At 63.6% G+C, this 15,975-nt stretch carries 15 protein-coding genes and 1 pseudogene; 7 read left to right on the top strand and 9 right to left on the bottom strand.

All coding sequences use genetic code 11. The features are described 5' to 3' along the window. Positions 1-91 precede the first annotated feature (91 nt). Genes K9B33_RS12735 through K9B33_RS12720 form a run of 4 tightly spaced genes read right to left on the bottom strand, consistent with a single transcriptional unit; the run spans position 92 to position 2,056 of the window. A complete protein-coding gene (locus K9B33_RS12735) occupies positions 92-667 on the bottom strand; it encodes a hypothetical protein (protein WP_224549229.1) in 576 nt (191 codons plus the stop codon). Beyond that, on the bottom strand, positions 660-983 hold the full coding sequence (locus K9B33_RS12730; protein ID WP_224549228.1) for a hypothetical protein: 324 nt from the start codon (positions 981-983) through the stop codon (positions 660-662). Before K9B33_RS12730 ends, K9B33_RS12735 begins: the two co-directional genes overlap by 8 nt. Beyond that, positions 980-1,369: a phage holin family protein gene (locus tag K9B33_RS12725; RefSeq protein ID WP_224549226.1), complete on the bottom strand. Its 390-nt coding sequence runs from the start codon at positions 1,367-1,369 to the stop codon at positions 980-982. The genes K9B33_RS12730 and K9B33_RS12725 overlap by 4 nt, the downstream gene beginning before the upstream one ends. A gap of 57 nt (positions 1,370-1,426) precedes the next feature. Further along, positions 1,427-2,056, bottom strand: coding sequence for a hypothetical protein (locus K9B33_RS12720; RefSeq protein ID WP_224549224.1), 630 nt, complete (start codon positions 2,054-2,056; stop codon positions 1,427-1,429). Between the two features lie 230 nt (positions 2,057-2,286). Between K9B33_RS12720 and eno the strand changes: the two genes are divergently transcribed. The 4 genes from eno to K9B33_RS12700 all read left to right on the top strand — a co-directional run bounded on the left by eno (position 2,287) and on the right by K9B33_RS12700 (position 6,630). Then, complete coding sequence (gene eno, locus K9B33_RS12715) at positions 2,287-3,561, top strand: phosphopyruvate hydratase (protein WP_224549222.1); 1,275 nt, start codon at positions 2,287-2,289, stop codon at positions 3,559-3,561. A gap of 77 nt (positions 3,562-3,638) precedes the next feature. Beyond that, positions 3,639-3,950: an FtsB family cell division protein gene (locus tag K9B33_RS12710; protein WP_224549221.1), complete on the top strand. Its 312-nt coding sequence runs from the start codon at positions 3,639-3,641 to the stop codon at positions 3,948-3,950. Between the two features lie 233 nt (positions 3,951-4,183). Continuing rightward, the gene (gene pdhA / locus K9B33_RS12705) at positions 4,184-5,260 is read left to right on the top strand and encodes a pyruvate dehydrogenase (acetyl-transferring) E1 component subunit alpha (RefSeq protein WP_066603179.1); all 1,077 of its coding nucleotides are present in this window, start codon (positions 4,184-4,186) and stop codon (positions 5,258-5,260) included. After that, a complete protein-coding gene (locus K9B33_RS12700; protein ID WP_224549220.1) occupies positions 5,260-6,630 on the top strand; it encodes a pyruvate dehydrogenase complex E1 component subunit beta in 1,371 nt (456 codons plus the stop codon). The genes pdhA and K9B33_RS12700 overlap by 1 nt, the downstream gene beginning before the upstream one ends. A gap of 53 nt (positions 6,631-6,683) precedes the next feature. On the opposite strand, the gene K9B33_RS12695 is transcribed toward K9B33_RS12700, so the two are convergent. From K9B33_RS12695 to K9B33_RS12685, 3 genes are read right to left on the bottom strand one after another with little or no spacing between them, the layout of a single operon-like run. Further along, entirely contained in the window at positions 6,684-7,349 is a 666-nt protein-coding gene (locus K9B33_RS12695) for a TadE/TadG family type IV pilus assembly protein (protein ID WP_224549219.1), read from the bottom strand. Further along, positions 7,346-7,942: a TadE/TadG family type IV pilus assembly protein gene (locus K9B33_RS12690; RefSeq protein WP_224549218.1), complete on the bottom strand. Its 597-nt coding sequence runs from the start codon at positions 7,940-7,942 to the stop codon at positions 7,346-7,348. The genes K9B33_RS12695 and K9B33_RS12690 overlap by 4 nt, the downstream gene beginning before the upstream one ends. Next, positions 7,939-9,939, bottom strand: a complete 2,001-nt coding sequence (locus K9B33_RS12685; RefSeq protein ID WP_224549217.1) for a TadE/TadG family type IV pilus assembly protein — start codon at positions 9,937-9,939, stop codon at positions 7,939-7,941. Before K9B33_RS12685 ends, K9B33_RS12690 begins: the two co-directional genes overlap by 4 nt. A gap of 153 nt (positions 9,940-10,092) precedes the next feature. On the opposite strand from K9B33_RS12685, the gene K9B33_RS12680 reads away from it, so the two are divergent. Continuing rightward, positions 10,093-10,755 carry a hypothetical protein gene (locus tag K9B33_RS12680; RefSeq protein ID WP_224549216.1) on the top strand — a complete coding sequence of 221 codons (663 nt, stop codon included), beginning with the start codon at positions 10,093-10,095 and terminating at the stop codon, positions 10,753-10,755. A 44-nt stretch (positions 10,756-10,799) separates the two neighbouring features. Then, positions 10,800-11,264 (top strand): EF-hand domain-containing protein, encoded by a 465-nt coding sequence (locus K9B33_RS12675; protein ID WP_224549215.1) that lies wholly within the window; start codon positions 10,800-10,802, stop codon positions 11,262-11,264. A gap of 20 nt (positions 11,265-11,284) precedes the next feature. Here the strand turns inward: K9B33_RS12675 and trmFO are convergent, their stop codons facing one another. Continuing rightward, entirely contained in the window at positions 11,285-12,628 is a 1,344-nt protein-coding gene (gene trmFO / locus K9B33_RS12670; protein ID WP_224549214.1) for a methylenetetrahydrofolate--tRNA-(uracil(54)-C(5))-methyltransferase (FADH(2)-oxidizing) TrmFO, read from the bottom strand. 391 nt (positions 12,629-13,019) lie between these two features. Here trmFO and K9B33_RS12665 point away from each other — a divergent pair. Next, a pseudogene (locus tag K9B33_RS12665) lies at positions 13,020-14,546 on the top strand (catalase). A 72-nt stretch (positions 14,547-14,618) separates the two neighbouring features. On the opposite strand, the gene K9B33_RS12660 reads toward K9B33_RS12665, so the two are convergent. Then, positions 14,619-15,920, bottom strand: coding sequence for a dicarboxylate/amino acid:cation symporter (locus K9B33_RS12660; RefSeq protein WP_224549213.1), 1,302 nt, complete (start codon positions 15,918-15,920; stop codon positions 14,619-14,621). Positions 15,921-15,975 lie beyond the last annotated feature (55 nt).

The raw sequence follows: 15,975 nt of genomic DNA, 5'->3' as shown, positions 1-15,975 counted from the left end.
CTCCTTTGGATGAACCGCAACCCTAGCAGGGCAGCACGGTCCATCCAAGGGGCACGAAAGGCTGAACAGATTGCGTTCGGCGCAGGAGCGATTAGCTTTTGGGCAATCGCGCCTTGATCGCATCGCTCAGCGCATCGACCTTCGCCGCCACAAGAGCAGTCACTTCATCGGCGAGTTTTGACGCCTTGGCCGGCAGGTCGGCCGATGCCACGCTGTCGCGCGCATCCGATGCTACGTCGGTTGCGACGTGCAGCGCGTTGGCAGCCCCTTGCTTCACTGTCTCGGCACCTTCGGCAGCGGCGGCGCGCGCGGCGACGGCCGCCTCCAACATGCGCGAGCCCGCGGTCATGGCCAAGCCCGGCAACGCCTTCATGGCGGCACGGCTCTTGGGAAACATCCAGGCGACGACTGCGCCCACGGCGACGGCGCCGGCCACGGCGACGATCGGATGCTCCTGCACGATCTCATTGGCGCGGGTGGCGACGCGCTGGGTTTTGTCGCGCGCTTCGCCATAGGCTTCGCTTGCCTTGTCGCGGCTGGTCTGGATCAGTTCGCCGGCGCTTTCGCGCGCCTTTTCGCCGGTATCCATGATCCGGTCGGTGGCGGTCGCTGCGGCGTCGTTCGCCGCTTCACGAACGCGGGTCAGTTGGGCGCGGATATCAGCCATCGTCATTCTCCGAATTATATGTCTGGGTGTCCTGGAAGCGAACGTATAGCCGCCGGAAAAGTGCCGCCAGCGGACGTCGCGCAAGAAATAGCCCGAAGGCGGCGGCCGCTGCGCCAATTGCGACAGGCCTCTGCTGCGCTTGCGCCGCCACATTCGCCATGCCGTTCAACATCGCGTTGCTCGCCTTGTCCTTCACATCCTGTTTGAGTCGCGCGGGCGCGACGCGCGCCTTGGCTTCCTTCGCCGCCAGGTCCAGGCGCCCACGCGCGGCATCTGCGCGTTCGCAAGCTTGGCGATAGCGGGTTTCCAGGTTCATGGCGCGATCGCCTTCTTCATTCGCGTAATACAGCCCTTGGCCGCCAGCAGCAGCAGCACGACCAGGATCAAAGCGCCGCTCACGACGATGAGGGTCGCCCAGAGCGGCGCCATCAGTTGTGCCAGGGCGATCGTCAGCCCCACCAGCAGCGCGACGATGCTGGCGAAGGCCAGCATGAGCGCCACTATCCCGAAGATCGCGGCATTGCGCACGCCGACGCCGATAATGCCTGCACGCAGCTTCTGCTTTTCCGCTTCGGCCGCGGCATAGGCGCGGCCGTCGGTGTAGAGGCGCGCGAACACTTCACGCACGCTTTCATCGGGCGCGCCGTCGGGCTGCCCATCGGTGCGCGGCGTCACCGCCGTATCCGCTGGCTCGTCAATCAATTGGCCCTCCGTCCCGCCGTGCAGGATCGTGCGTCGGTCAGGAAATGCGCGTCTGCATCAGGCCTTGTCATCCGATCCCTTGGCCAGACGCATCAGCACGAAGCCGACCACGGCCGCCGCGCCGATCGCCACCGCCGGGCTCTTGCGCACGAAATCGCGGGCTTCACCCAGCAACTGGTCGACATCCTTGGCATCGAGCGTGTCGGCCGCGCCAGCGACCGACTCAGCGGCCTGACGGGCATAGTCGCCATATTGCGGGCCGAGCTTGGAATCGACGGTGCCGGCGGTGTCGGCGATCAGTTTCGCCAGACTCTGCAAGGTCGTGCCGGTCTTGTCCTTGGCGACGCCGGCGGCGGACTTGGCGGTCTTGCCAGCCTGTTCCTTGATGGGGTCGATATGCGCCTTCCAATCGACTGCGTTCAGCTTGTCGGCAGCGGCTTTGGCGGCCTTTTCGGCTTGCGCCTTGATCGGGGCGATCTGCGCGGTCCAGCCATGGGCGGCGGCACCGTTGCCCGGCTTCTTGGCGGCAGGTGCCTTGCGCGTGGCGGCTTTCTTGACCGGTGCGGCCTTGACCGCAGGGGCCGACGGCGTCGCGATGGCGGGCTTGGCGGCCTTCGCCTTCACCGGCTTGACGGCTGCCGTCTTCTTCACGCGCTTGATAGGCGGGGTTCCCGGTGTGTCGGCCATGGTCCTCTTGTCTCCCTTTCAAATACGGCATGGCGGCCGCCAAGGCCGCGGGCATCATGGTTCAAATGCATCGCAGCGGCCTACAGTTCCGTTGCCGTTACATTTTCGACCATCGGCATTTTTTGCATCTGCGCAACCCCCCGCATTGCCATTGGAGGAGGCGCTGGCTAAGCGGAGCGCGCATTCCCGGCCACAGGCCGCCCGTTACGACCGCAAGTGCAGGAGCGATCATGACCGCCATTCTCGACATTCACGCCCGCCAGATTCTCGACAGCCGGGGCAATCCCACCGTCGAAGTCGATGTTATGCTGGAAGACGGCAGCTTCGGGCGCGCCGCTGTGCCGTCGGGCGCGTCGACGGGCGCCTATGAAGCGGTGGAAAAGCGTGACGGCGACATGAGCCAATATCTCGGCAAGGGCGTGCTGGCCGCTGTCGCCGCGGTCAATGACGAGATTGCCGGCGAGCTGATCGGCCTGGATGCCGAGGACCAGGGCGAAGTCGACGCCGCGATGATCGCGCTCGATGGCACGGAAAACAAGTCGCGCCTGGGCGCCAATGCGATCCTGGGCGTGTCGCTTGCCGCCGCCAAGGCGGCTGCCGATGCGCGCGGCCTGCCGCTCTATCGCTATGTCGGCGGCGTGTCGTCGCATGTGCTGCCGGTGCCGATGATGAACATCATCAACGGCGGCGAACATGCCGACAACCCGATCGACTTCCAGGAATTCATGATCATGCCGGTGGGTGCGGACAGCATCGCCGACGCCGTGCGGATCGGGTCGGAAATCTTCCACACGCTCAAGAAGGGCCTGCACGACAAGGGGCTGGCGACATCGGTCGGCGACGAAGGCGGCTTCGCGCCCAACATCGCCTCGACCCGCGACGCGCTCGACTTCATCATGCTGTCGGTCGAGAAGGCGGGCTACAAGCCCGGCGACGACGTCGTGCTGGCGCTGGATTGCGCCGCGACCGAATTCTTCAAGAACGGCAAATATGAGATTTCGGGCGAGGGCCTGTCCCTCTCGCCGGTCGAAATGGCCGACTATCTTGCCGCTTTGTGCGCCGACTATCCGATCAAGTCGATTGAGGACGGCATGAGCGAGGATGATTTCGAAGGCTGGAAGGCGCTGACCGACAAGATCGGCGACAAGGTCCAACTGGTGGGCGACGACCTGTTCGTCACCAACCCCAAGCGCCTGGCGATGGGCATCGGCAAGGGGCTGGCCAATTCGCTGCTGGTCAAGGTCAACCAGATTGGCACGCTGACCGAGACGCTGGCCGCCGTCGATATGGCGCATCGCGCCCGCTACACCGCGGTCATGTCGCACCGATCGGGCGAGACGGAGGACGCGACCATCGCCGACCTCGCCGTCGCCACCAATTGCGGGCAGATCAAGACCGGCTCGCTCGCCCGTTCGGACCGGCTCGCCAAATATAACCAGCTCATCCGCATCGAGGAAGAACTGGGCGATATCGCCGTATATGCGGGACGTTCGATCTTCCGTTAAGCATCGGGAGACTCGGCTGGCCGCAAGCGACGCATTTTTCGCTTGCGGTCGGCCTTTTCCTGTGATTCTTCTGGTCCATGGCGCATATCGCTAAACTTCGTCTCCTCCTCTGGTCGGCCATCGGCCCCGCGATCGCGCTGCTTTTGCTGCTGTTCTTCGCGGGCTATGTCGTGCTGGGGTCCAATGGCGTGCTCGCCTGGGGCGATTATTCGCGCCAGTTGCAGGCGGCGAAAACGGAATTGAAGCATGTGCAGGCGGCGCGGGCCGAACTGCACAACCGGGTCGACCTGCTCAATCCGCGCCGCGTCGATCCCGATCTGTCGGACGAACTGATCCGCCGTCAATTGGGCGTTATCCATCATGATGAAGTGGTCGTGCCACTAAATTGAGCCGGGTCATCCTGCGCAGGCTCATGAAATGATTTTGCGTTGAAAATGCCCTCTCGGTAATTTTGCTGCGAGCCTTGCGAGGCCACCTTCGCAGATGCGCTCCGCGTCATCAATTTTTGGCCGCAGCTATTGGTTCTGCCCGGATTCCGCGGGGTCCGCCGTTGCAATATATGCAACTCTGCCGCTATATCGGCCTTCCTTCCATCCTACCCCCACGCAAAAGGATAAGAGCCTTGGCGAAACCAACGACGCCGCGTCCTTCACGCGCAACGGCAAAGGCGGCTGCACCCGCTGCCGGCGCGGACCATAACCGGCCTCGCCCCCAGACCCCGACCGATTACAAGGCCAGCAAGGACGAACTGCTGGAATTTTATCGGCAGATGGTCCTCATCCGCCGCTTCGAGGAAAAGGCCGGCCAATTGTACGGCCTGGGCCTGATCGGCGGCTTCTGCCACCTCTATATCGGTCAGGAAGCGGTCGCGGTGGGCATCCAGTCGGCATTGAAGCCCGGCAAGGACAGCGTCATCACCGGCTATCGCGATCACGGCCACATGCTTGCCTATGGTATCGACCCCAATGTCATCATGGCCGAACTGACCGGCCGCGAAGCCGGCATTTCGCGCGGCAAGGGCGGTTCGATGCACATGTTCAGCGTCGAACATAAATTCTTTGGCGGTCACGGCATCGTTGGCGCGCAGGTGTCGTTGGGCGCGGGGCTGGGCTTTGCGCATAAATATAATGGCGATGGTGGTGTGTGCGTCGCCTATTTCGGCGACGGCGCGGCCAATCAGGGCCAGGTCTACGAATCCTTCAACATGGCCGAACTGTGGAAGCTCCCGATCATCTTCGTGATCGAGAATAACCAATATGCCATGGGCACCAGCGTCAATCGCTCGTCGGCGGAAGACCAGCTTTATCGTCGCGGCGAAAGCTTCCGCATTCCGGGGCTTCAGGTCAACGGCATGGACGTGCTGGCCGTGCGCGGCGCGACCGAAGAGGCGCTCAAGTGGGTGCAGGAGGGCAATGGCCCGATCCTGCTGGAAATGAAGACCTATCGCTATCGCGGCCACTCCATGTCCGACCCGGCCAAATACCGGTCGCGCGAGGAAGTGCAGGCGATGCGCGACAAGTCCGATCCGATCGAAGGCGTGAAGAAATATCTGATCGAGGCCGGCGTCAGCGAGGACGACATCAAGGTGATCGACCAGGATATCCGCAAGACCGTCGCCGAAGCGGCCGATTTCGCGGAAACCTCGCCAGAGCCTGAACTGTCCGAACTCTATACCGACGTGCTGGTGGAGCAATATTAATGGGTATCGTAATCAAGATGCCGGCGCTCTCGCCGACGATGGAAGAGGGCACGCTGGCCAAATGGCTGGTGAAGGAAGGCGATGAGGTGAAGTCCGGCGACATCCTCGCCGAGATCGAGACCGACAAGGCGACGATGGAATTCGAAGCCGTCGACGAAGGCAAGATCGGCAAGATCATGATCGCCGAAGGCACCGAAGGCGTGAAGGTCGGCACCGTCATCGCCGAGATGGCGGGCGAGGGCGGTGAAGAAGCCGCGCCGGCGCCCAAGGCCGAAGCGCCCAAGGCGGAAGCCGCGTCAGCGCCCAAGAAGGCCGAAAGCGGCACGTCCAAGCTGGCGAGTGACGTCAAGGCGTCGGTCCAGGATCCCGCGATTCCGGAAGGCACCGAGTTCGTCAAGACGACCGTGCGCGAAGCGCTGCGCGACGCCATGGCCGAGGAAATGCGCAAGGACGAGCGCGTTTTCGTGATGGGCGAGGAAGTCGCGGAATATCAGGGCGCCTATAAGGTGACCCAGGGTCTGCTGGACGAGTTCGGCGACAAGCGCGTCATCGACACGCCGATCACCGAATATGGCTTTGCCGGCATCGGTGCGGGTGCAGCGATGGGCGGCCTGCGCCCGATCGTGGAGTTCATGACGTTCAACTTTGCCATGCAGGCGATCGACCACATCATCAACTCGGCCGCCAAGACCAATTACATGTCCGGCGGCCAGATGCGCTGCCCGATCGTGTTCCGCGGTCCCAACGGCGCGGCGAGCCGCGTCGGCGCACAGCACAGCCAGAATTACGGTCCCTGGTATGCCGCCGTCCCCGGCCTGATCGTCATCGCACCTTATGATGCCGCCGACGCCAAGGGCCTGCTGAAAGCCGCGATCCGCTCGACCGACCCGGTCGTGTTCCTGGAAAATGAACTGCTCTACGGCCGCAGCTTCGACGTGCCCAAGCTGGACGATTATGTCCTGCCGATCGGCAAGGCGCGGATCATGCGCCCGGGCAAGGATGTGACGCTGGTCAGCTATTCGATCGGCGTGGGGCTGGCGCTGGACGCGGCGGAAACGCTGGCGGGTGAGGGCATCGACGCCGAAGTGATCGACCTGCGGACGCTGCGCCCGCTCGACACCGCGACGGTGCTGGAAAGCCTGAAGAAGACCAACCGCCTGGTAGTGGTGGAAGAAGGCTGGCCGACCTGCTCGATCGCGTCGGAAATCGCTGCCGTGGTCATGGAGCAGGGCTTCGACGATCTCGACGCCCCGGTCCTGCGCGTCACTAACGAAGACGTGCCGCTGCCCTATGCCGCGAACCTCGAAAAGGCCGCATTGATCGACGCGAGCCGCGTCGTCGCGGCGGCCAAGAAGGTCTGCTACAAGTAAGCACGCATCAAAAATGAGAATGAAGGGCGGCTGGAAAGGCCGCCCTTTTTGTATCAGCTACAGGATGCGGTGGCCGATGTGGCGAGATTGCCGGCATTCTTGATCGCCTGGTCGGTTCGCTCGCGCACGTTGAAGGCGCTGGTATAGCGGATGTTTTTCGCGCCGAAGATCGAATTTGTGATCAGCGGCTGATAATTATAGGCGACCTCCACGAACATCACCGCGGTGCCGCTGGCGGCCGACACTTTCGTCGCGGCCGTCGTGCCCGGTCCCATGCCATTGGCCATGCTGGCCGTTGTGGCGCCATCACCGGCCACGCCATAGCTGGATGTGAAGGTGCCGGAGCCCCAGCAACGCTGCCAGCGGATATATTGGCCGGCGTTCGCACCTGTCTTTCCGTTAGGCTCCAGGTCGGAGAGGAATATCCGGCCATTGGCTTTCAGGCCCAAGGAGTTGGTCGACAGGTCGGCGCCGGTCATGATCTCATTGATGTCCGCTTCGTCGATCGATGTCCGCACGCGCGCGGCATTGTCGGCGACCAGCATCGCGACCTGGCTGACGCGCATATGCGCCAGCGCCAGGTTCGCGCATTCCAGGCCAGCCATGCACAATATAACCAGCACCGGCAGCGAGAAGGCGAATTCGATGAGCGCCAGGCCGCGATCGTCGCGGCGCAGCAGGTGCATCAGGGCGGTGAGGCGGGGGCGTGCCGACATCATGAGCATCGGATCGTCGGCGTGCCCTGGTTCGCCCAGGGCTGGTTGCGGACGATGGTGGTGGCGGTGGCGGACTGGGTCGCGCTCCAGCCCAGCAATTTCGCCATCGGGAACAGGCGCGGCATCGATATGGTGACTTCATAATAGACGATGTCGTCGGCGCTGCCGAGACCGGTCGATCCGCCTGCGGCGTCATAGGCGCCATTGCCGTTGGCGTCCTCATAACAGTCGCCCGCATTATAACTGCCCAATGGTGCGGTGTCGGTGGTGATCTTCTCCGGCTTGCCGACGCGTGAGAAGTTATAATAGCTTTTCTTGATCGTGGAGGTGGTGCCGTTCTTGGAGTTGATCGCGGCCATTTGCGCCTCGATATAGGTGTCGATGTCGGTACTGTTGAGCGTCCCGACCGATGCGGAGCGCGACGCCTTTTCCAACACGCCACGCGTCACCGCGCGCAGATAGGACTGATAGCCCAGATCGCCGATCGCCATGATGGTCAGGATCAGCGGCCCGGCGACCAGCCCGAATTCCAGCAGCGTCGCGCCGCGCGCATGAGCGCGCAGGCGAGCGAGGAAGCTGCCGATCCGACCGATCATTGCGACAGCCTCAAGCCGCCGATATTCTTGGCGATGTCCTTGAACTTCTGACGCAGCGTGGACGGCTTATAGGCCATGAACCAATGGTTGCTGCTGTTGGCGCAAGTCTGCAACTCGGTGTCGAGCATCGTCGAATCGGCGGTGCCTGTTGGCGGTTGATCCTTGAAGCCGACGACCCAGATGGTGATGCCCTTGCCCTTGACCGCGTTGCAAAGCATTTCCAGCCGCCGTTTGTGGATGGCGGTCAGATCGCTGTTACCGGTACTGGCTGCGGCTACGCGCGCGTCCAGCTTTTGATAACCATAGGCTCCGTAGACTGCATCATAGGCGCTCATATCGCCGTCTGTCATGAAGATGATGTGGCGCGAGATGTTGAAGCCATTGGGTGCGGCGCCGTTGTCAGTCGCGAAGATACCCGTCGGCGACAGGAAGCGAGCACCCCAGATCATGCCGATGTCGTGATAGGTGCCGCCGATCGCTATCAGGCCATCGACATAGCTGTCGAAGCTGCTGGACATGCCGGTCGGCACGGCTGTGCGGCTGGAATAGCTCGCCAGCTTGCGCGCCTTGCTGGGGCAGGCATTCCAGCCGCCGGTGCCGGAGCGATAGTCGTTATTGCGATTGTCGTTTAGCCAACGGCCGCTGCGATCGAACTCCACATCCGGCCAATGGGGGCGCCATTTGGTGGCGGTGTTTGTGGGCGCGGTATCGATCTGCAGGTCGTAGGCGCCATTCGGGACGGCAGTTGTGGAAGTCGTCGCGGTTATGCTGCTGTCGGTATCGCGTTCCTCGATGCAACCGGCCCATGTGTTGGTCGCGGACACGGTCGTGCCGTTGGCGTCGGTGGTCGCCCCGGTCACGGACGTCGGATTGGTGGTCGCATTGCCGGTGATGTAATTCGACACGTCGAGCGGATATTGCCCATATTGCCAGCTATATTGCGGCGTCTGGGTCACGGTCGTGCTACGCTGTTCGGTGTAGCTGTTATATGTGACGGAGGTCCAATCCTTCCGGTATTTGTTGCTGGAATAATAGCAGCTGCCGTTGGTGTAGTTGATGCCGGTGGTGACGCGCGTTTCCGTTCCGGTGGTTGTGATCACCCCGTTGCCGTCAGTCGTGGACGGATTGGACGAATTGCTACTGGTGGAAGTGACGGTATCCGAGCGGTCGTTGGGACAGGTCCAGCGATCGCCGACATCGGTCCCACTGCCGTTGGTCGTAGATCCGGACGTTTTGGTCCAGCTGCCATAGCTGGTGGAACTGGCGTAGCTACTGATGTAGCGGCGGCGGGTCTGGTAATTCCAGGTTTCACCCGTGGTTCCACCTATTAAAGCGCTGGCCGGCAACGAATAACCTACGTTCACGGTCGAACTATAGGGCATGAAGCCGTAGCGGATACGCCCGGTCGTGTCGGACCCGGCGCCCAGCGTATCGTAGAAATCCTTCACCGCCAGCTTGAGCGCGGCCAGCCGCGTCATGACGGTGCCGTCGGTATCGGTCATGTTGCTGGACATGGACCCGGTGGTGTCGAGCACCAGCATGACGTCGGTATTGCCGATGTCGAACCGGCTTTCGCACGTCACGGCGAGCGGGAGGGTCTGATAGCCGAAGATCTTCATGATGGTGGTCGGCATGGTCGTTTCCGCCGTCACCTGCACCGTGGTGGTTTCGCCCGGCTTGCTCTGGATCACGGGGACGAAGGTCGCAGCCTGGAAAGTATTTTGCGGGAAGTTGAAATCGAAGAATTTCTTCGCTTCATCCTTGTCGGCCTGGCTCATGGAGGAACCGGTCATGGCGCGGCGCCCCGCCAGCGCGGCGGCGTCGCAGGCCTGCTGCATCCGGGCGCGCGCCATATAGGCGCGGCTCATGTCGAGTCCGCCGCCGATCAGCGCCGCGAGCGGGATGATCGCCGCAGCGACCATCGCCATGACGTTGCCCGCCTGGTTGCCCGCCAGCCGCTTCAGGAAGCCTTGTCGATGCTCTTCTGTCTTGCCCATTTGCCTGCAATCACCCATGTCGCGCCCGAGACCCCCCACATATGGGTTGGGCAGCCTGTCCGCCTATGCAGGCGCACTCGTTAGAATGTGTATGAGGAAGATGGTTAAAGGACCGATAACCTGCGCAGGCCTTGTCACGACGGGAGTCGCCCGATGAGCCTTGACGAAGACGCCGTGCCGCCGTTCGGCGCGGTGCTGGCGGCCCATGCCGGCGGTGGGCAGGCGGCGCGGCATCGTGCGCTCTGGGCGTTCGATGCGCGGCTGGCCAAGGTCGCGCGCACCACCAGCGAGGCGATGATCGGCCAGATGCGCCTTGCCTGGTGGAATGACGTCATCGCCGATTCGGCCGGCATCAAGGGGCAGGGCGAGCCCGTCGTCGATGCGATGCGGGTGACGGGAGCGATCGGTTCGCCGGGATTGGTGGCGCTGATCGATGGCTGGGAAGTGCTGGTGGTCGAGCCGGACATCGACGTGCAGGGGCTGCGCGACTATGCGACGGGACGGGGCGGGGGATTGTTCCGGGCGCTGGCCGATGCGGCGGAGATGCCGCCCTGGCTGGCGGCGGCGGGGCAGGTTTGGGCGCTGTGGGATCTGGCCGGGCATGTCGGGGACAAGGCGCTGGCGGAAGCGGCGCTGGCTCTGGCGTCCGAGTTGCTGCCGCAGGTTGACGGCGCGCGCTGGCCGCGGGGATGGAAGCCGCTGCGGATCGCCTTCACCCTGGCGCGGCAGGATGTGCTGGCCGGGCGGGGCGCGCCCAGAGGCATGCCCCGGGCGCTGGCGGGACGGTTGCTGCGGATCGCGCTTGTCGGACGCTAGTCGGTCGGGATAGGCTGGCCGCCTACGGACTTGAGGAGGGCGGCATGGGGCGATTGCTGGCGGGTGGCATGGCGGCGCTGCTGCTGGTCGCGGGCGGCCTGTTCTGGTGGCAGGGGCGGGCGGACAATGCGCCGGTGCCCCAGCTTGCCTCCGCCCCGCCGCCACCGCCGGAGATGGAGGCGCTGCCGGAGGGCGATCCCGATGCCGTCGGCGACGCGCCGCCGATGCCCGGCGAGGCGAGTCCGCAGAGCCGCGAGCAGAAGCGCTTCGCCCGCTACGACCGGAACCGCGACGGCGTCATCACCCGTGTCGAGATGATGGGCAGCCGCACCAAGGCGTTCAAGGCGCTGGACAAGGATGGCGACAATCTGTTGTCGTTCGAGGAATGGGCGGTGGCGACGGCGGACCGGTTCGGCGCGGCGGATGCCGACAAGGACGGCAAGCTGACCCCGGCGGAGTTCGCCGCCACCGCGCCCAAGCGGGCGGTGAAGGCGAAGTGTAAATGTTGATCTCAACGGGAATGGGGTAATCAGGCGAGTTCCATCTCCCCCATCCACAGGCCGAAGGACGCGCGGGCGCGGGAGGTATAGGCTTCCTTGCGCTGCTTCTTCTTTACGTCGTCCAAAGTCGGGAACAGGCCGAAATTGACGTTCATCGGCTGATAGTCGGCGCTCACCACATTGCCGGTCACATGGCCGAGCAGCGCCCCCAGCGCCGTGTCGGCCGGCGGCGGGGTCAGGTCGCGGCCCAGCAGTTCAGCCACGGCGAAGCGCCCGGCGATCAGGCCGATCGCGGCGCTTTCCACATAGCCTTCGCAGCCCGTCATTTGGCCTGCAAAGCGGATATGCGGCGCGCTCTTCAGCCGCAAAGTCGGGTCGAGCAGCTTGGGGCTCTGGATGAAGGTGTTGCGGTGCAACCCGCCCAGCCGCGCGAACTCGGCATTCTGGAGGCCGGCTATGGTGCGGAACAATTCGGCCTGCGCGCCATGTTTCAGCTTGGTCTGGAAACCAACCATGTTCCACAAAGTGCCGCTGGCATTGTCCTGCCGCAACTGCACCACCGCATAGGGCCAGCGGCCGGTGCGCGGATTGTCGAGGCCCATCGGCTTCATCGGCCCATGGCGCAGCGTTTCCGGGCCGCGCGACGCCATCACCTCGATCGGCATACAGCCTTCGAAATAGGGGGTGCTCGCCTCCCACTCCTTGAACTCGGTCTTTTCGCCGTCCAGCAGGCCCTGGACGAAGGCCTGATACTGGTCCTTGTCCATCGGGCAGTTGATATAATCCTTCCCCTCGCCGCCGCCGGGGCCGATCTTGTCCCAGCGATTGGCCATCCAGCACTGGTCCATGTCGATGCTGTCGAAATGGACGACCGGCGCGATCGCGTCGAAAAAGGCGAGATGCTCCATGCCCGCCGCCTGGCCGATGCTGGTGGCGAGCGCGGGCGCGGTCAGCGGGCCGGTGGCGACGATGGTCATGCCCTCTGTGGGCAGCGTGTCGATCCGCTCGCGCACGATCTCCACATTGGGATGGTCGGCGAGCGCGCGGGTGACGGCGTCGGAAAAGACATGGCGGTCGACCGCCAGCGCGGAGCCGGCGGGCACCTTGGCCGGTTCGGCGCTCGCCATGATGAGCGAGTCCAGCCGGCGCATTTCCTGATGCAGCAGGCCCACGGCATTTTTGTCGGCATCGTCGGACCGGAAACTGTTGGAGCAGACCAGTTCGGCCAGCCCCTCGGTCTGGTGCGCCGGGGTCATGTCGCCGCTCCCGCGCATTTCCGACAAGCGCACGCGGATGCCGGCCTGCGCCAACTGCCAGGCGGCTTCCGTTCCGGCGAGGCCGCCGCCGATGATGTGGACCTGATGATGGGGCATGGTGCGTGTGACTTTATGGCTGTGTGGGGAATGCGGATGGTGCGGGCGTCCGTGGGACATATCGCCGCTTTGGGCAAGGGCTATAGCCGATGGCGGGCGTGTAGGACAGGGCGGGGTTGGGGGCTTTGGGAGTAGGCGACGATTGGCGAAGGCTGCGAAGTTCACACCGTCGCAGCGTTCGCTTTTGCGCGGGTGCGGCTACGCAGGGCGGACTTCGCAATAGGAGGGTTTTTGCGAAGTGGTGTTCGTTTATGTCGAGAGGGAAGTGGCGGAGATGGTGGTCGGGCAGAAAGGGCGCGCATCAAACACCGTGATCGGCATGGTCGATGGAACCGCCGACAGTCTCGTGGGTAGGGCTATATAGCCGATTCAAAAAAACCGAGGAAACCCGATGACCGATCCGTCTGTCCCCCGCACCACTAACGACGCCGGCATCCCTGTCCAGAGCGACGAATATTCACTCAGTGTCGGCAGCGACGGGCCGATCCTGCTCAACGATCACTATCTGCTGGAGCAGATGGCGAACTTCAACCGGGAGCAGATCCCCGAGAGACAGCCGCACGCAAAGGGGAGCGGTGCATTCGGGCATTTCGAAGTCACCGGGGATGTCGCGAAATATACCAAGGCAAAGCTGTTCCAGCCGGGGGCTAAAACCGATGTCGCCATGCGCTTTTCGACCGTTGCGGGCGAGCGTGGCAGCCCCGACACATGGCGCGATCCGCGCGGTTTCTCAGTAAAATTCTATACCGAGGAAGGCAATTTCGATATGGTCGGCAACAATACGCCGATCTTCTTCGTGCGCGATCCGATGAAGTTTCAGCACTTCATACGCTCGCAGAAGCGCAGGGCCGACAATGGCTTGCGCGATCATGACATGCAGTGGGATTTCTGGACATTGTCGCCCGAAAGCGCTCATCAGGTGACCTATCTGATGGGCGATCGGTGGATTCCCAAGACGTGGCGCGAGATGAACGGCTATTCCAGCCATACTTATTCACTCATCAATGCCGACGGCGAGAAATTCTGGGTCAAGTTCCATTTTCACACCGATCTGGGCGACGGCAACGCGTGTTTCACTCAGGATGACGCCGACAAGATGGCCGGCAAGGACGGCGACTATCATCGCCGCGACCTCTTCAATGCCATTGCCAAGGGCGATCATCCAAGCTGGACGCTTAAATGACAGATCATGCCCTATGAGGACGCCAAGACCTACCGGATCAATCCGTTCGATTTGACCAAGACCTGGCCGCACGCGGACTATCCGTTGATCGAGGTCGGCAAGTTGATGCTGACCCGCAACCCGACCGATTTTCACACCGAGATCGAGCAACTTGCGTTCGAACCCAACAATATGGTGCCCGGCGTGGGCCTTTCACCCGACAAGATGCTGCTCGCGCGCGGCTTCTCCTATGCCGATGCCCATCGCGCCCGGCTCGGCGTCAACTACAAGCAGATACCGGTCAACCAGCCGGTCGCGCCTGTCCATAGCTATTCGCAGGCAGGCGCCATGCGCGTCGCGAAAGCGACCGATCCGGTCTATGCGCCCAATAGCTATGGTGGTCCGGCGGCGCAGGCCGACGCCCATGAGGCCGGGCTTTGGCAGGCGGACGGCGAAATGGTGCGAACCGCATATAGTTTGCGTGCGGACGATGATGACTGGAGCCAGCCCGGCGCGCTGGTGCGCGATGTGATGGACGATGCCGCGCGTGCGCGGCTGGTCGACAATGTCGTGGGCCATTTGTGCGACGGCGTGAGTGAGAAGGTGCTGATGCGCGCCTTTGCCTATTGGCGCAATATCGACCCGGAAACGGGACAACGGATCGAGAAGGGTGTTCGCGACAAGCTTGGCGGAGCATCGGATGCGCCGGGCATGGCGTCAGCCGAGACGGTGCATGAGACCGAGGCGGCGGAATAGAAAGCGCCAAAGAGACGGAACCTGCCCGGATGGAATGGTGGGCAGCTTCCGTATATTGGCAGCGGCTATGCCCTAAACCTCTACCAGCGCGCCCTCGCCATAATAAGCCGCCTCGTCCAGTATCCCTTCCCGCTTGGCGACGATGACGCCGACCAGCACCTGGCCCGCGACGTTGACCGCAGTGCGGCCCATATCCAGAATCGGGTCGATCGCCAGCAACAGCCCTACGCCCTCCAGCGGCAGGCCCAGCGTCGAGAGCGTCAGCGTCAGCATCACGATCGCGCCGGTCAGGCCCGCCGTCGCGGCCGATCCGATGACCGATACGAAGACGATCAGCGCATAGTCCACGAAGTGGAGCGGGATGCCGTAGAAGCCCGCGACGAAGATCGCCGCCAGCGCAGGATAGATCGACGCGCAGCCGTCCATCTTGGTGGTGGAGGCCAGCGGAATGGCGAAGGCGGCATAGCCCTTGTCCACGCCCAGCCGTTCGGTCACGGCTTCGGTGACGGGCAGGGTGCCGACCGAGGAGCGCGAGACGAAGCCCAACTGGATCGCGGGCCAGGCCTTGGCGAAATAAGGGCCGGGTTTCAGGCCATTGGCGACCAGCAGCAGCGGATAGACGACCAGCAGCACCAGCGCGAGGCCCAGGTAAATGGCGGCGGTGAAGGTGCCAAGCTGCGCCAGCGCGCTCCAGCCATAGGTGGCGATGGCGGTGCCGATGAGCGCGGCCGAGCCGATCGGTGTCAGGCGGATGACCCAGCCGAGCAGCGCGCGCACCACCGCGAGCAGCGAGCGGACGAAGCCGAGGAAGGGGTCGGCCTTTTCCCCGACCTTCAAGGTGGCGAGGCCGACCGCGATCGAAATGACCAGCAATTGCAGGATGTTGAAGCTGATGCTGGTGGACGCGCTGCCGTCGGTGATCTTGGTGCTGCCCGACAGGGCCAGGCTGTTGGCCGGGACCAGGCCCTTGAGGAAATCGAGCCAGCCGCCCATGTTCTCGCTCTTGCCCATGGCGAGCGCCGTGCCGTGCAGGCCCGCGCCCGGCTGGACGATGACGCCGATGGCGATGCCGATCGCGACCGCGATCAACGCGGTGATGGCGAACCAGAGCAGGGTCTGCCCGGCCAGCCGCGCGGCATTGTCCAGCGCGCGCAGATTGGCGATCGATGCGACGATGGCGGCGAAGACCAGAGGCGGCACGATCGCCTTCAGCAGCGAGACGAAGATAGAGCCGACCGTCTTGAGCGCGGTCGCCAGCCAGTTGAGGTCGCCATCCGGCCCCGCGCCGATCTGGCGGGCGACAAGGCCCAGCAAGAGGCCAACGACCATGCCGGCCAGAACCTGAAATCCGAAACTGCGATAAGGAAGGGCCATGTCTGTTTCCTCTGGGCGACCGGCCGCCTATATCGGGTGGTGGCCGGTCGATTGC

The sequence above is a fragment of the Sphingobium sp. 3R8 genome, assembly GCF_020166615.1.
GTDB lineage: Bacteria > Pseudomonadota > Alphaproteobacteria > Sphingomonadales > Sphingomonadaceae > Sphingobium > Sphingobium bisphenolicum.
The sequence above is the reverse complement of the archived record's forward strand: the minus strand, read 5'-3'. Positions and strand labels throughout refer to the sequence as shown.

What these genes read in the sequence shown, in the direction of transcription:
- K9B33_RS12685 (WP_224549217.1), bottom strand. Translation starts at nt 9,939, where the DNA reads ATGGGCAAGACAGAAGAGCATCGACAAGGCTTCCTGAAGCGGCTGGCG.
- K9B33_RS12700 (WP_224549220.1), top strand. Translation starts at nt 5,260, where the DNA reads ATGGGTATCGTAATCAAGATGCCGGCGCTCTCGCCGACGATGGAAGAG.
- K9B33_RS12735 (WP_224549229.1), bottom strand. Translation starts at nt 667, where the DNA reads ATGGCTGATATCCGCGCCCAACTGACCCGCGTTCGTGAAGCGGCGAAC.
- K9B33_RS12690 (WP_224549218.1), bottom strand. Translation starts at nt 7,942, where the DNA reads ATGATCGGTCGGATCGGCAGCTTCCTCGCTCGCCTGCGCGCTCATGCG.
- K9B33_RS12695 (WP_224549219.1), bottom strand. Translation starts at nt 7,349, where the DNA reads ATGATGTCGGCACGCCCCCGCCTCACCGCCCTGATGCACCTGCTGCGC.
- K9B33_RS12675 (WP_224549215.1), top strand. Translation starts at nt 10,800, where the DNA reads ATGGGGCGATTGCTGGCGGGTGGCATGGCGGCGCTGCTGCTGGTCGCG.
- K9B33_RS12660 (WP_224549213.1), bottom strand. Translation starts at nt 15,920, where the DNA reads ATGGCCCTTCCTTATCGCAGTTTCGGATTTCAGGTTCTGGCCGGCATG.
- eno (WP_224549222.1), top strand. Translation starts at nt 2,287, where the DNA reads ATGACCGCCATTCTCGACATTCACGCCCGCCAGATTCTCGACAGCCGG.
- K9B33_RS12710 (WP_224549221.1), top strand. Translation starts at nt 3,639, where the DNA reads ATGGCGCATATCGCTAAACTTCGTCTCCTCCTCTGGTCGGCCATCGGC.
- K9B33_RS12730 (WP_224549228.1), bottom strand. Translation starts at nt 983, where the DNA reads ATGAACCTGGAAACCCGCTATCGCCAAGCTTGCGAACGCGCAGATGCC.
- trmFO (WP_224549214.1), bottom strand. Translation starts at nt 12,628, where the DNA reads ATGCCCCATCATCAGGTCCACATCATCGGCGGCGGCCTCGCCGGAACG.
- K9B33_RS12680 (WP_224549216.1), top strand. Translation starts at nt 10,093, where the DNA reads ATGAGCCTTGACGAAGACGCCGTGCCGCCGTTCGGCGCGGTGCTGGCG.
- K9B33_RS12720 (WP_224549224.1), bottom strand. Translation starts at nt 2,056, where the DNA reads ATGGCCGACACACCGGGAACCCCGCCTATCAAGCGCGTGAAGAAGACG.